The organism is Actinocrinis sp. (genome assembly GCF_035605935.1).
GTDB lineage: Bacteria > Actinomycetota > Actinomycetes > Streptomycetales > Catenulisporaceae > Actinocrinis.
Map to the genome: position 1 here is coordinate 1 of NZ_DATNGK010000058.1, position 12,997 is coordinate 12,997.

The 12,997-nt window shown below is 70.0% G+C and carries 14 protein-coding genes; 4 read left to right on the plus strand and 10 right to left on the minus strand.

Features of this window, described 5'->3' with window-relative positions; all coding sequences use genetic code 11:
- Both VN779_RS04845 and VN779_RS04850 read left to right on the plus strand, forming a co-directional pair.
- Positions 1-293 (plus strand): YhjD/YihY/BrkB family envelope integrity protein (locus tag VN779_RS04845; RefSeq protein WP_325720542.1); only part of this gene is annotated, 293 nt, incomplete at its 5' end.
- Between the two features lie 412 nt (positions 294-705).
- Positions 706-2,163: a glycoside hydrolase family 28 protein gene (locus VN779_RS04850; RefSeq protein WP_325720544.1), complete on the plus strand. Its 1,458-nt coding sequence runs from the start codon at positions 706-708 to the stop codon at positions 2,161-2,163.
- Positions 2,164-2,250: 87 nt separating this feature from the next.
- Here the strand turns inward: VN779_RS04850 and VN779_RS04855 are convergent, their stop codons facing one another.
- Positions 2,251-3,036, minus strand: coding sequence for a DUF899 family protein (locus VN779_RS04855; RefSeq protein WP_325720546.1), 786 nt, complete (start codon positions 3,034-3,036; stop codon positions 2,251-2,253).
- Positions 3,037-3,315: 279 nt separating this feature from the next.
- Between VN779_RS04855 and VN779_RS04860 the strand changes: the two genes are divergently transcribed.
- Positions 3,316-3,966: a DUF1062 domain-containing protein gene (locus VN779_RS04860; RefSeq protein WP_325720548.1), complete on the plus strand. Its 651-nt coding sequence runs from the start codon at positions 3,316-3,318 to the stop codon at positions 3,964-3,966.
- Between the two features lie 123 nt (positions 3,967-4,089).
- Positions 4,090-4,578, plus strand: coding sequence for a GNAT family N-acetyltransferase (locus VN779_RS04865; RefSeq protein WP_325720549.1), 489 nt, complete (start codon positions 4,090-4,092; stop codon positions 4,576-4,578).
- Positions 4,579-4,627: 49 nt separating this feature from the next.
- On the opposite strand, the gene VN779_RS04870 is transcribed toward VN779_RS04865, so the two are convergent.
- The 9 genes from VN779_RS04870 to VN779_RS04910 all read right to left on the minus strand — a co-directional run bounded on the left by VN779_RS04870 (position 4,628) and on the right by VN779_RS04910 (position 12,977).
- Complete coding sequence (locus VN779_RS04870; protein ID WP_325720551.1) at positions 4,628-5,356, minus strand: 4'-phosphopantetheinyl transferase family protein; 729 nt, start codon at positions 5,354-5,356, stop codon at positions 4,628-4,630.
- Positions 5,356-8,733: a S41 family peptidase gene (locus tag VN779_RS04875; RefSeq protein ID WP_325720555.1), complete on the minus strand. Its 3,378-nt coding sequence runs from the start codon at positions 8,731-8,733 to the stop codon at positions 5,356-5,358. The genes VN779_RS04870 and VN779_RS04875 overlap by 1 nt, the downstream gene beginning before the upstream one ends.
- Before the next feature lie 36 nt (positions 8,734-8,769).
- Positions 8,770-9,348: a GNAT family N-acetyltransferase gene (locus tag VN779_RS04880; protein WP_325720557.1), complete on the minus strand. Its 579-nt coding sequence runs from the start codon at positions 9,346-9,348 to the stop codon at positions 8,770-8,772.
- Positions 9,336-9,893: a hypothetical protein gene (locus VN779_RS04885; RefSeq protein ID WP_325720559.1), complete on the minus strand. Its 558-nt coding sequence runs from the start codon at positions 9,891-9,893 to the stop codon at positions 9,336-9,338. The genes VN779_RS04880 and VN779_RS04885 overlap by 13 nt, the downstream gene beginning before the upstream one ends.
- Entirely contained in the window at positions 9,886-10,347 is a 462-nt protein-coding gene (locus tag VN779_RS04890) for a hypothetical protein (RefSeq protein WP_325720561.1), read from the minus strand. Before VN779_RS04890 ends, VN779_RS04885 begins: the two co-directional genes overlap by 8 nt.
- Positions 10,344-10,895, minus strand: coding sequence for a hypothetical protein (locus VN779_RS04895; RefSeq protein ID WP_325720563.1), 552 nt, complete (start codon positions 10,893-10,895; stop codon positions 10,344-10,346). The genes VN779_RS04890 and VN779_RS04895 overlap by 4 nt, the downstream gene beginning before the upstream one ends.
- Positions 10,892-12,034 carry an acyl-CoA dehydrogenase family protein gene (locus VN779_RS04900; RefSeq protein WP_325720567.1) on the minus strand — a complete coding sequence of 381 codons (1,143 nt, stop codon included), beginning with the start codon at positions 12,032-12,034 and terminating at the stop codon, positions 10,892-10,894. The genes VN779_RS04895 and VN779_RS04900 overlap by 4 nt, the downstream gene beginning before the upstream one ends.
- Entirely contained in the window at positions 12,031-12,627 is a 597-nt protein-coding gene (locus tag VN779_RS04905; RefSeq protein ID WP_325720569.1) for an acyl-CoA dehydrogenase family protein, read from the minus strand. The genes VN779_RS04900 and VN779_RS04905 overlap by 4 nt, the downstream gene beginning before the upstream one ends.
- 200 nt (positions 12,628-12,827) lie before the next feature.
- Positions 12,828-12,977, minus strand: a complete 150-nt coding sequence (locus tag VN779_RS04910) for a hypothetical protein (RefSeq protein WP_325720571.1) — start codon at positions 12,975-12,977, stop codon at positions 12,828-12,830.
- Positions 12,978-12,997 lie beyond the last annotated feature (20 nt).

Here is a 12,997-nt window from a genome sequence, read left to right on the forward strand (position 1 = left end):
CCGCGATCTTCCGCCGCGCCCCGCGCCGCCGCCAGCCGTCGCTGAGCTGGCTGGCGGTCGGCGCCGGATTGAGCCTGGTGCTGTGGGCCGCGCTGACCGCGCTGCTCAGCTGGTACGTCGGCGGCAGCAGCGCGCTGGGCGCGACCTACGGGCCGCTGACCGCCATCATCGCCCTGATGGCGTGGGCGAATCTGACCTCGATAGCGCTGCTGCTCGGGCTGGCCGTGGCGGCGCAGCTGGAAGCCTGCCGAAGCGGTTCGCGGCGGCCGGCGACCGACGACCCGGGCACCTGACCGGCGCGGCGCCGGACGCTCGAGCTGCGTCCTCAACCGCGCAAGCGTCAGCTGCTGCGCAGGATGTCCCGGATGAATACCGGCTTGAGGTGCTTCTCGGGTAGCGCGTCCGGCAGTTGCTCCCGATCGAGGAGGTCGGCAACCTCACCCTGACCACCGGCTCCTTCCCGGTCACCTCCATCTGGTCCAACCAAGACATCGGCTGCGCCATCGCCGACTGATGACTGATTCCCGCGGTCCGTGCGCGCCGGCGGCTGACAGCGCGCACGGACCACGCGCGAGTCGGCGACCTTGCCAACCGCGAGTGTCTGCCGTACTTTCCTGAGCGCGAAGTCTCTTCGCGACACGGCCGTTATGAGGGTGGCGGCCATATACGCCCCCTTGTTCGCATTTCCGGCCGTGGAGGATTCGCGTGACCTCTTTCCCCGTGCTCCGCCCAACTCACCTGCGCAGAAGAACCCTGATCTTCGGGGTGGGCGCCGCGCTCGCGCTCGGGACGGGCGCCGCCATCGTCGCGCCCGACGCCCTCGCCACCCCGAAGCCGGCCGCGAGCCAGCCGAGCGTGCCGGGAACCTGCACGCCGCTGTCCGCGAGCCTGACCGCCAGCAACGAGCAGTTCTCCTCCAGCGCCGAGGCCGCCGCGCCGGACACCGCGCGCATCCAGTCCGCGCTCAATTCCTGCGCGGGCAGCGGAAAAGCCGTCGAGCTGAAGGCGAACGGCGGCAAGAACGCGTTCCTGTCCGGTCCGCTGAGCATCGGCAGCAACGAGGTGCTGCTCGTGGACGCCGGTGTCACGCTGTACGCCTCGCGTAAGCCGTCCGACTATCAGATCTCCGGCGGCAACAAGTGCGGCACCATCACCTCCAGCAGCAGCGACGGCTGCAAGTCGTTCATCAGCCTCTCCGGTTCCGGCGCGGGCCTGATGGGCACCCGCAGCTCCTCGGGCAGCCAGGGCATCGTGGACGGTCGCGGCGGGCAGGACATGCTCGGCACCAGCACCACCTGGTGGGCGCTGGCCGCCTCCGCCAAGTCCAGCGGCAACCAGAACAACCCCAAGCTGGTGCAGAGCAACGGCGCGAGCAACCTGACGCTCTATGACGTCGACCTGATCAACTCGCCGATGTACCACGTGCTGCTCAAGGGCGGCAGCGGCGCGACCGTGTGGGGCGTGCGGATCAAGACCCCGTCCAACTCCCGCAACACCGACGGCATCGATCCCGAGGACATCAGCAACGTCACGATCAACGACGCGTACATCCAGGACGGCGACGACTGCATCTCGGTCAAATCCGACGCGGGCACGGCGGCCAGCCACATCACGGTGGAGAACACGCACTGCTGGGGTACGCACGGCCTGTCCATCGGCAGCCAGACGGCCGGCGGCGTCAACAACGTCACGTTCCTGAATGACACCCTCGCCGGCACCGACACCGGCGGGATCACCAGCTCCAGCAACAACGGCGTGCGGGTCAAGAGCGCCGCGGACCGCGGCGGTCTGGTCACCAGCGTGGTTTATCAGAACATCTGCATGACCGGCGTCAAGGATCTCATCGTCATCGACCCGAACTACAGCGGCGGCGGCAGCGGCTCCTCGATCCCGAACTTCGCCGACATCACCCTCAACGGCATCGTCTCCGTACACTCCGCGTCCAGCGCCCAGTCCACGCTCAACGGCTACAACTCGAGCCACCCGGCCGGCCTGAAGCTGGAGAACATCAAGCTCGACGTCACCAAGACCACGGCCCAGTACGCGAACATCGGGCTCTACAAATCCAACATCACCGCCTCCGGCACCGGCGTGAAGGTCAGCAACATCTCCGGCAGCGGCAGCGTCCCGAGCTGCTCCTTCCCGAGCTTCCCCGCGCTCTGACCGCTTCGCTCTGATCCATGGCCTGCGGGTCGGCGCGTTCGTAGCGCCGACCCACAGCCCGATGGGTACGGTGCGTTAGCTCTCCTGTTAGTGGTGGTGGCCGCGTCGGCCGAGTGTCTGCACAGGGGTTGCACCGGGCCGGGTCCACTGCGGTACTGGCCGGCTGGTCGGCCCCCAGACCGCGTTCCCGTCCGCGTCCGAACGCCAGTACCAGCACGGATCTTGCCCCTCGGGCCAGCCCTCGGGGTTGTCCTGCCAGGCCTCGCCGCGGCCGTAGGGCGTGATGTCGAGCAGGAACAGCGACCCGTTGACCGGCTCGTTGCCGCGGCCAGTCGTGGAGTAGGTGAGGAATACGCGCTCGCCGTCGCGCAGGAAGCTGGCGAGGTAACCCATCTCGCCGCCGACCGGCTCATCCAGGTCGCGCACTGAGTACCAGGGCTCGGTATAGCCCATGAAGTCGACGAAGGGCGCTACCTCGTCCCACGCTCCCGTCGTCAGGATGGCGAGCGAGACGCCGCGGGCGTTGAGGTAGACGGAGTCCTTCAGGTTCCAGGCCGTGGTGGTGCAGCCCTCGCACTGGCCCTGGTGCGGCGCGCCGTCGTACCACATGTGTTTGTAGACCACGAGTTCGTCGCGGCCCTGGAACAGGTGAAGGAACGGGACAGCGCCGTCGGGCCCGACGACCTTCACCGTCCCGTCGAACTCCACCATCGGCAGCCGGCGGCGGGCTGCCGCGATCGCGTCGCCCTCGCGGGTGTGAGCCTTCTCCCGCAGCAGAAGTTCATCACGGGCGGCCTGCCAGGTGGCCAGGTCGGCGATGGGCGGGCGGCCGGGCTGCGCGCCGGCCGGGTCACTCGGCGTGGTCGTCGTCATCGGGTCTCCTCTGCGGTGTCTCGCGCCGGGCAGCGTCGTGCGACGCCCAGACGTTCACCATTACAGACTCGCGGCGCGGGCAAAACTCATCGGGAGCGCGGGGCGAAGGGCGGAAGTGGAAGAAAAGCCGCAGTCCAAAAAGCAGTTGCCTGAGCGTCGCTAACTCGCCACGATGACGCTTATGGATCTATAGGCGCTGCCACGCAACCACAGTTGATCTGTCGCGCGATCGACCCCGGAGCCTGACGACTCGGCTCGGCGTATCGGTCGCGCCCTTGTGTGCACCGTCTGATCCAGGGGCGTCGCGGCCTGCCCGCCGGCGCTCCGCTGAACCCTGAAATCAATCAAATAGTGAATACTGACCGCAAGGCGCTTTGGGCCGTGCGTGAGTGTGGCCTGCCCGCCATCGTGCGACCGTGCGTGGACTGCTCCGGTTCGCGCCATCACCCCTCTGGCAAGTTCCGCGTCAACGCGAACGGCAAGCTGCTGGACGTCTGGCTGCTGCTGTGCTGTTCGGCGTGCGGCCGCACGTCGAAGGTGCCCGTCCATGAACGCGTTCACGTGCAGTCGCTCGCCCCCGCCCACCGGTTGGCCTTCGAGTCCAACGATCCGGCGATGGTGCGCGCGCTCACGATGAGCGCATCGCTGGCCGGGAAAACCGGCTACCGGCTCGACTGGGCCGGCACCTGGCGGCTCGATACGGACACTCCCTTCTATTCGCCGCTCGAACCGGAATCGTTCAGGGTGCTGGTCGGCTTCGAACTTCCGGTGCCGATCCGCGTCGAGCGCCTGCTCATGCTCGGACTCCACGTCAGCCGCGGCGAGGTGCGGCGCATGGTGGCGCGCGGGCGCATCCGCCTGCCGATCGAGCCGGGTGCCAAGGCGCACCAGGACTTCGAGTTCACCGTTGGCGGCGCGAGTACTGCCTAGCGCAAGATCACCAGCAAGCGGGGAGCCAGACCGTGAACCTGACCGCCCGTCGGCGGTCGCCGGGCCGCGTCACCGTAAAACCCAGGCGCGGCCCGGCGGCTGATCTGATTGGATCGGGCCACCATGACTGACGCAGACACCAAGCGCCTCGACCTGAAGCAGGTCAGCCGGCAAGAAGCCGCCCGGATCGCCGCCGGCCAACCGGGTCCGGAGGACCAGTGGGCCGAAGGCTTCCCGCGCGAAGACGACTCTGATCCCGCCGCGGGGCTGGCTGCCGCGGCGCAGGACCCGGCGCCGTTCGGCGTCTATGCCCTCGTGCCGCGCAGCCATGGCCGCACCATCGGGACCGCGGGCTTCTTCGGGCCGCCCGACCCGGCCGGCGAGGTCACCATCGGCTACGGCATGGTGGAACCGGAATGGGGCCAGGGCTACGGCACCGCGGCGGTCGCCGGGCTGGTCGAGATCTGTCGCGCGCACGGCGGCGTCAGCGCGGTCAACGCCGACACCGACCTGGACAACATCGGCTCGCAACGCGTCCTGGAGAAGAACGGCTTCGAGCGGGTCCGCAGCACCGCGACGCAGCACTACTTCCGGCTGGTGCTGAAGGACTGAGCGTCGCCGCGATCGCCGTGTGTGTGCTTGCGCTCTACAACTTGGCGACCTACGGCAGAACGAAACTACGTATGGTCGGTACGGGCACCGTCGTCGCGAGCGCAGCGGCGTGGCCGTGCGGCGCGGGTAGTGCGCGCAGGTGGATGCGCACGTCGGGCCAGCGAGCCACCTCGCCTACCACCAGAACGGATCCGAGCACGTCAAGGCGGTCCGGGGCGGCGGCCAAGCCCAGACCGGCCAGCTTCATCGCCGCTTCCTTGCGGGTCCAGGCCGCGAAGAACCAGCGGGCGCGCTCTGCCGGCGGCAAGGTCGCGAAGTGCTCGCGTTCGGCGCTGGTCAGCGTCACCGGCGCGATGGCCTCCGGATCCGGGCAGGAGTCGAACCCCTCGATGTCGACCCCGGCCAGACCGCTGCCGACGACCGCCGCGACGACCCACCGCTCGTTGTGCGAGACCGAATAGTCGACCACTGATCCACGGTATCGCGGTCGGCCGTGCGCAGCAGCGCAATGCTGGCAGTCGCGGTTGATCGTGACCTGCGCGGGCGGCAGGTGGAGATAGCGCGAGCCGATCACGCGTTGCGCGCCGCGTGAGGTGACGAAGGCGTTCTTCGCCGCTGGCACCGGCAGCCGCGCCAAGCGATCGCGCTCGACCTCGTCCAGCAGTTCGGTCCAGTCGGGCCGGGCGCGTACCGGGACCAGCCACAGGTGGCACTCGCCGAGGGCTGGAACGGCCAGCGTGTCCGGCGCGGCGCGGGAGGCGAGGTTCAACGCTGGCATCAGCCGCCCCACTGTCCGCTGCGGGCGGCCACGAGGTCGAGGGTGAACTGGCCGACGCCGGCTTCGACAGGTGGTTGCTCGTCGAGTACGCCGAGCAGATGGTGGATGGCGGCGGCGAGTTGGACGTCGTGGCCGCCGTCCTCGACGTCATGGTCGCAGGGCCCTGTTTCGACCTCGATATCCGGTTCGACGCCGCGGTTCTCGAGCCCGTCGCCGACGCCGCGGAAGAAGTACCGGAATTCCGGCTGCGTGGTGAGCGTGCCGTCCACGAGGCGATGGCGCGGCCAAGTGGCGATCACTCCGCCCCAGGTGCGCGCGCCGATCAGCGAACCGAAGCCGCGGGCGCGAAACAGGTGGCTGAAGATCTCGCCGTCCGAACCGGTGTGCTCGTTGATGAGCGCGGCCATCGGCCCTCGTGGCGCCTCCGCCGGGTACGGCGCCGCACCGCTCCAGCGGCCTTGCTCGGTTCCGGCGCGTCGACGGGCCAGCCGGTCGAGCAGCAGCGGCGAGACGTGGCCCCCGCTGTTGAAGCGGACATCCATCACGAGTCCTTCGCGGTCGAGTTCGGCGAGGAACCCGCGTACGAACTCGGTGTATCCGGTGGCGAACATGTCGGGCACGTGGACGTAGCCCAGCCGTCCGCTCGAGTCTTCGTGCACCTGCTCGCGCTGCCGCTCGACCCAGTCTCGATAGCGGGCGCCGGCTTCGTTGCCGAGCGCGCGCACGACGGCGCGGCGCGTCGGCGCGCTGTCGCGGTGCAGCGTCAGCTGCACGTCGCGCCCGGCCTGCCCGACCAGTAGCTCGCCCGGCCCGAGCGGTCCGATTGGTTGCCCGTTGATCGCGACGACCGCATCCCCCTCTTGCACGTCCGCCCCGGGCCGTGAGCACGGAGAGGTCGCGTCCGCGTTCCAGGGATCGCCGCGCAGGATTCGGCCGACCCGCCAGCGCGGGACGCCGCCGCCGCGCGGTCGCTCGACGTCCCAGTCGACGCCGAGAAAACCCTGGGCGTGCTCGTCGGGCCGCCGGTAGTCGCCGTCGCGTTCGTAAGCATGCGAGGTGGCCAATTCGCCCTGTAGTTCCCAGAGCAGGTCGGACAGCTCCGAGCGGCAGGACACTGCGACGGCGAGCGGAAGGTAGCGCTCGTATACACCGTCCCAGTCCGCGCCCGCCATGTCGGCGTTCCAGAAGCTCTCGCGTTGGAGCCGCCAGGCCTCGCGGAACATCTGGCGCCACTCCGCGGCCGGGTCCAGCGAAACCATGACCCGGCCCAGATCGATCCAGCCGCTCTGCCGCGTGGCAGGCGCGCCGCGGAAAAGGAACTCCGCCGCGGTGTCCTGGTCCACGCCCGCGCTCAGCACCCTGAGACGATCGCTCCAGCGATAGAGCAGCACATCGTTGGTGCGGCTCACGCTGATCTCGTCGACCGGTTCGAGGTAGTCGGCGATGACCTCACCGGTGGCCAGATCCACCGAGGCCACCGTCCCTTCGGGCTCGGCGCCGGGCCGCTTCGGGTCGGGGGCGAGCACGGGAACGGTCAGCAGGAGCACGGAGCGCGGCAGTGCGACGATGCCGGCATATCTGCCCTCTGCGACAGGCATCGGGACGACGCGCCGGTCAAGTCCGTCGAAGTCGATGTGGACCGTCGGCGGCTCGTCCGGGCTCTCGGATTGCGGCTCGGCGCCGGGCGGTGGGTTCGGTCCGCGGAACGCAGCGGGTTCGCCGGCGCGCAGCACCGCGAGGTAGGGGCGGGCGCCGAAGGGGAATCCGACCTCGAACTGAACCCGGTCCGCTTCGGCGGTGAGGTCGCGCTGGCTGAGGAAGTAGAGGTAGCGACCGCAGGGGTCGAATACGGGAGAGCTGTCACGCAGGATCGGCCGGGTGACCTGGAAGACGGCGCCGCGAGAGGCTTCGGCGACCTTGATCGCCGAGGTGCGCGGCGAGTTCGGGTGGGTGTATGCGAGCCACCGGCCGTCCGGGGACCAGGCCAGCTCTTCGATCCGCTCGTGCGCGCTGGAATCGATCAGGCGCGGCGCCGGTGCGGCGGCGTCCACGTCGACGGTCCACAGCTGTTGCCGGTTGGTCGCCAAGGCGACCAGCGTGCCGACGGGAGCCGCGGCCAGTTCGGTGATGTGTCCGAGGTCGCCGAGCGGGATTTCGATCGCGGTACGTTCCCCGTCAGCCGACAGCAGGGCGAGCCGTTCATCCCGGCGTTCGTCGGCGGCGACCGCGATCAGGCGGCGGCCGTCGCCCAGCCAGTTCAGCAGTCGATAGCGCACCCCGTCAGCGGCGCCGAGCCGGTGGACGGGACCGCTCCAAGGTTCCAGGGTGAACGGTTTGCCGCGGGCGATCAGAGCCAGGGTGCTGCCGTCAGGACTCAGCGTCGCGCCGTCGAGGTGGTCGGCGGCCGGTACGAGCCGGCGGGCGCGCAAAGCTCGGTCGGTGGTGAGGGTAACCGGGATGTGGCGGGCCTCGCTGTCTTCATCATGGTCACCATCCGCGGGGTCGATCAGGAACAACTCGGCACCCGCGTGGTAGACGAGGCGGCCGCCGTCAGCGGCGAGGTTGCGCGCGTAGAACTCGGTATGAGAGCTGTGCCGGGCCAGGCCGGAGCCATCCGGGTGGCAGGAGTAGACGTTCGCGATGCCGTCGTGGTCGCTGAGGAAGTAGATCCGATCGCCTACCCAGCAGGGGTCGGCCAGGTTGCCGGGCAGGCAGATCAGGGGCTTGTAGTCGCCACTGTCCGCGCGGTCGATCCAGAGCCGGCCGCCGGCGCCGCCGCGATAGCGCTTCCAGCGCGCGGGTTCGGCGATGCTGCGACCGAGCACGGTGCCGCCGTCCGGGCCCCAGGCGATGCTGCTGGCCGGTCCGTGGCCGAGCAGTCGGGTGGGACCGCCGGATGGATCGATCGCGAACAGCCGGTACCCGAATCCGGCCGGCTGCTGTGCGGTGCTGGCATAGATGATCTCGCCGGTCCGCGGGTGCCATCCGACGACGGCGCAACGTGCCGCCTGGTAGGTCAGGCGTTGAGCGGGCCCACCGGACAGCGGCAGCGCGTACACCTCGGTGGGACCGTCCTCGGCTGCGACGAACGCGACCGTCGCGCCGTCCGGTGACAATCGCGGCCGGCTCGCCTCGACCGCGGCGCAGGTCAGCCTCCGCGCCGTACCACCCGTCGCCGCGACAAGCCACAGATCGTCCTCGCAGCAGAAGACGACGGTGTCGCCGCTGATCGAAGGCTGACGCAGGTAGCCGCCGCTGCCGCGGGCCGGCCCCGGCGTGGGGCCGGGGCCGGCGGCGGTGTCAACGTGCGCTGCATCAGGGCTCGCCGTGCCAAGGATCGCTCTGTCAGGGCTCGCTGTGTCAAGGTACGCAGTCATGTGGGCGCCCGGTCGGTCTCGGAGTGCGTTGCACGTTCAGGCGGTGCGGCGCGCGCGGATGCGCTCGGCGATCTCGCGGCGCCGGGTCTCGGTGCGCTCGTGATGCTGCCGCACGTCGTCCTCGGTGGTGGTCCAGTAGTACGAGGTGCGCCACTCCCCCACCGTGTAGGAGTCGTACGGGCACCGAACCCGCTGCTGCGCGGCCAGAGCCTCGGCCGAGTGCAGCATCGTGTTGTGTTCGAGTACTTGGTTGATGACGACCCGCATGTTCAGTTCGGTGCGCAGATAGTCGTGCGCCGCCGCGACCGCGATGGCACCGAATCCGCCGCGATACTCCGGCAGCACGCCGAAGGACAGCTCGCAGGTCTGACTGCGCCAGTCGATCGAGGTGATCCAGGCGAAGCCGAGCACCTGGTCGTTCGGCCCGCATAGCGTGAAGATCCGCTTGACCGCGTGCTCCTGCTCGATCGTGCGGCGCTGGCCGGCCACCAGCGCGTCGTCCTCGGCCACGACCGCGAAGTCGGTGAGGTTGGCCTGGAACCGCGACTCGCGCAGCAGCGCGGTGCGCACGGGGATGTCGGCCTGCGTGAAATGCCGGACGGTCACGCCGAACATGGGACCTCCGAGTCGGCCGATGCGAAGAAACCTGATTCGGCGTGGTAGACGATGACGTCCTGATAGGCGCCGGATTGGTATCGGTGGTCGCGCAGCACGCCGACCTGACGGAACCCGCAGCTCGCGAAGGCCGCGGCGCACGCCGCGCCGTCCGGGACCATCGCCACGAAGGAGTTGCACCGCTGGCGGGTGTCCAGGAACCCGAGCAGGATGCGCAGCGGTTCGGGATCCGCGCTGGTGGCGGCGATGAACGCTTGGCGCGGCTGGTCGGGATTCGGCACCGAGCCGAGCAGCATGTCTCCGGCGCGGAAGACCTGCGCCTGCATGCGGGCCAGCTCAGCGGCCAGCAGCGCGTCGTTCTGGGTCACCGGGTCCAGGCCGAGGAAGCCGCGGCCTGCCTCGGCTGCGGCGCGCAGGTGCGCGGCCGCGGCGGCCGGGTCGAGGCGGCGGATGTCAGTGCGCGTCGAATCGACCGCCGATGCCGATGCTGCGTTGGTCAGAGTCGTATCGATCAGAGTCGGATCAGTCAGAGTCGTCTCAACCACGGCGCACCGCTCCCCAGATCTGCCGCTGCACGGCGGCGCCGTCGAGCCAGTTCCCGGCGGGCACGCTCGCCTCTCGCTGGAATCCGGCGTCGCCGAGCACGGCGAGCGGCGGATCGGCCGCGGGCGTGACCCAGCCGTAGAGCCGGTGCAGGTTCAAGACGTGGAAGCCGTGCGCGACGGCGGTCTTGAGCAGCATCGCCACCGCGTCGATGGCCTGCGGCTGTATCCCGATCTCCAGCCGCGCGCGGCGGGCGGTCCAGTCCAGCTCGCTGAAGCGGACGAAGGCCACGCCGGGGGCGATGCACAGCTCCACGGCGGCGTCGCGCGGCGGTTCGACGGCCGCGTCCTCGACCAGTGCCGGGCGGCCGTTCACCGGCAGCCCGAGCAGTTCCCCGGCCGTCCATGGGCCGGACAGCAGTCGGGCGTCGCCGCTGCGGTATCCCCTGAGCATCATGAGGCGGGCGTCCAGACTCGGGAGAAGAACACGTATCCGTATCGGCGTCCCTCATGGATCGTGGTGTCCGTGAGCACGCCCTCCTCGGTGAGGCCGAGCGAGCGGGTGATCGCCAGGCCACGCTGGTCGAACTCGGCGACGCGCAACGCGAGGCGCACCACCTCGCGGCGCCAGCGGGTAGCCCGCACCACCTCGGCGAACGCGCCGCGCCACCAAGCGGGCGGCGCCGCGGCGTGCAGGCGCAGGTCGAGCCGGTAGTGGCAGCCGTGGTCGCTGCCTTCGTTCTCCAGCGCGTACAGGCCGACCGGCTCGCCGTGCGCCAGCAGCACGCGGGTGTCCTCGGCGAGCAGGTCGAGGATCTCCCACTCGGGCCGGGTGTCTGGCTGCGCGGTGCGGTAGTAGAAGTCCGGCTCGGTGAACATCTCGAGCACGGCTTCGCGGTCCCGGTCGCTGTACGCGCGGGCGGACCACTCGGGCAGCGCAGTATCACCGTTCTGGTGAATACTGTCCGCGACCCTGGGTGGTCCGGTCGGCGTCGTGATCGTCATCGTTCCTCCCGGACGGGCGCCGTGTCCGGCGCGATGTGCAGACGCAGGATGTTTCCGGTGCCGTCCATGAACTCGAAGGCGCATACGTCGCGGCACCACTTCTCCAGCAGCGGGTGCTCCAGCAGCGAGCCGGCGCCGAGGGCCCGTTCGGCCCAGCGGGTGAGTTCGACGGCCAGAGCGGTGGTGTGCAGCTTGACGATCGAGGGCGGGCGCGGATCGCCGGGGGCACGATCGACCGCGACGGCGACGTCGTAGAGCAGTTCCCTGGCCGCGGCGAGCCGCGCGGAAATCAGCTCCGCACCGGGCGATCGCGGCCGATGTTCGAGCACGTAGTCGCTGATCGCGAACGCGAGGCCGAGGGCCTGGGCGGCGATCTGCACACGCATCACATTGAATGCCCGGCCGGCTCCCCAGATGCCGCGCTGCGAGGTCGGCAGGTGACGGCCGAGCAACATCTCCTCGGGCACGCGGACGCCGTCGAAGCGCATCTCGCCGAACCGCGCGCCGCGCAGGCCGATCATGTCCAGGGCATGACCGGAGAAGCCGGGCACCGGGCACTGCACGAGGGCGGCGCGGATGGACAGCGCGGTCGGCCCGGTGCGGGCGAAGACGACGCCTATCGAGCCGCGCGCCGCGTTGGCGACGTAGCGTTTCGTTCCGGTGAGGCGGTGGCCGCCGCCGGGGTCCGGCTCGAAGCGGGAGGTGAGTGCGGTCGCGTCACTGCCCCGATCAGGCTCTGTCATGGCGAAGAAGGTCCACGTGCGGCCGTCGGCCAGCGCGCGGTAGAACAGCTCCCGTTGCGCTTCGTCGCCAAGTGCGTCGACGGCGAGCCCGGCCAGCGAGGGGCCGGTGTTCGCGCTCAGGATGCCGGCGTCACCGCGGGCGAGTTCGACATTGGCCAGCGCACGCGCCAGGCAGCTGTCGGTGTATTCGGCGAAACGCAGCGGCAGGTCCTCCTGCCGGAAGCGCTTGGGTGTGCTCGCGGTGCGCAGCAGCGTGAGTGACGGCGCGTCAAGGTGCCGGGACACGTCATCGGGGTCGGCGTCTACGGCAAGCGCACGGGAGCGCAGGTCCCGTGCGATCTGCCGGCAGGTGTCGCGCAGTTCTCGCAGCGCGGGATCCAGGTCGCGGCCGGTCATGAGCCGCCCGCCTCGGTGACGACCCAGCAGTTCGCTACCAGTCGGGAGACGTACACGCCGCGGACCGGCCCGTCGACGAGGTAGCCGCTCGCGCCGAACAACTTCGCCGCCTCCCAGCCGAGCACGGTCAGCCGCTCGTGTGCGTCCGCGACGGCGGTGGACACGGTGCCCGCCACCGTCAGAAGCCTGCGGATCGCTTCGGTCTCGGTGACCAGGTCGGCCACGGTGCCTAAAACGAGTTGCTTGCGGATGGTCGGTTCGCCGCCGACGACGCGACCGGACAGATGGCCCACCGCGCGCTCAACCAGGCTGCGCACCATCCCGAGCCGAACGCCGCCGAGGCGGCCGGCCAGCGCGGTGCGCTCCTCACCGGAGCACGCGGCCTTGGCGAGCGGGCGGACGAAGCTGATGCCTTCGAGCTGTGCCATGCGATGCGGTATGACGGACGCGCCGGGCGCGACCCGGGTCGTGGGCAGGGCGGCGATGAGACCGGGTGCGGCATCCGCGTCCACGCCGGCGAGGGCCACGCCGAGTCCGGCGGCCAGGCCCTGCGCGTGCGCGATCCGCTCGCACTCGGAAATGGATTCCCGCATCTCATCCTCCGTAACCGCGTTTTCGCGCGCGGCAGCGCAATGAATTAAGCGAGGAAGGCGAAATAATTCGGCGATCCGCGCGGCCGATTACCCACGCAATTGCGCCGGCCGCACACCGGGCGCACGGCCGGGATGAGAAACCAGCGGGCATGACGCCGGCGGCGCCTCGCGGCGGCCGGCCGGCGTCATGCCGTCGGTAACTAGGCGGCCTTGGCCGCGCTCTTCGCCGCCGACTTCGCCGCGCTCTTCGCAGCGCTCTTCGACGCCGACTTGGCAGCGGACTTGGCGGCCGACTTCGCCGCGCTCTTGGCGGCAGACTTCGCGGCGGCCTTCGCAGCAACCTTCGCCACGATGATCACTCCCCTTCATG

Coding starts and splice junctions, on each gene's coding strand:
- VN779_RS04855 (WP_325720546.1), bottom strand. CDS start 3,036: ATGACGACGACCACGCCGAGTGACCCGGCCGGCGCGCAGCCCGGCCGC.
- VN779_RS04865 (WP_325720549.1), top strand. CDS start 4,090: ATGACTGACGCAGACACCAAGCGCCTCGACCTGAAGCAGGTCAGCCGG.
- VN779_RS04870 (WP_325720551.1), bottom strand. CDS start 5,356: ATGCCAGCGTTGAACCTCGCCTCCCGCGCCGCGCCGGACACGCTGGCC.
- VN779_RS04875 (WP_325720555.1), bottom strand. CDS start 8,733: ATGACTGCGTACCTTGACACAGCGAGCCCTGACAGAGCGATCCTTGGC.
- VN779_RS04880 (WP_325720557.1), bottom strand. CDS start 9,348: ATGTTCGGCGTGACCGTCCGGCATTTCACGCAGGCCGACATCCCCGTG.
- VN779_RS04890 (WP_325720561.1), bottom strand. CDS start 10,347: ATGATGCTCAGGGGATACCGCAGCGGCGACGCCCGACTGCTGTCCGGC.
- VN779_RS04895 (WP_325720563.1), bottom strand. CDS start 10,895: ATGACGATCACGACGCCGACCGGACCACCCAGGGTCGCGGACAGTATT.
- VN779_RS04900 (WP_325720567.1), bottom strand. CDS start 12,034: ATGACCGGCCGCGACCTGGATCCCGCGCTGCGAGAACTGCGCGACACC.
- VN779_RS04905 (WP_325720569.1), bottom strand. CDS start 12,627: ATGCGGGAATCCATTTCCGAGTGCGAGCGGATCGCGCACGCGCAGGGC.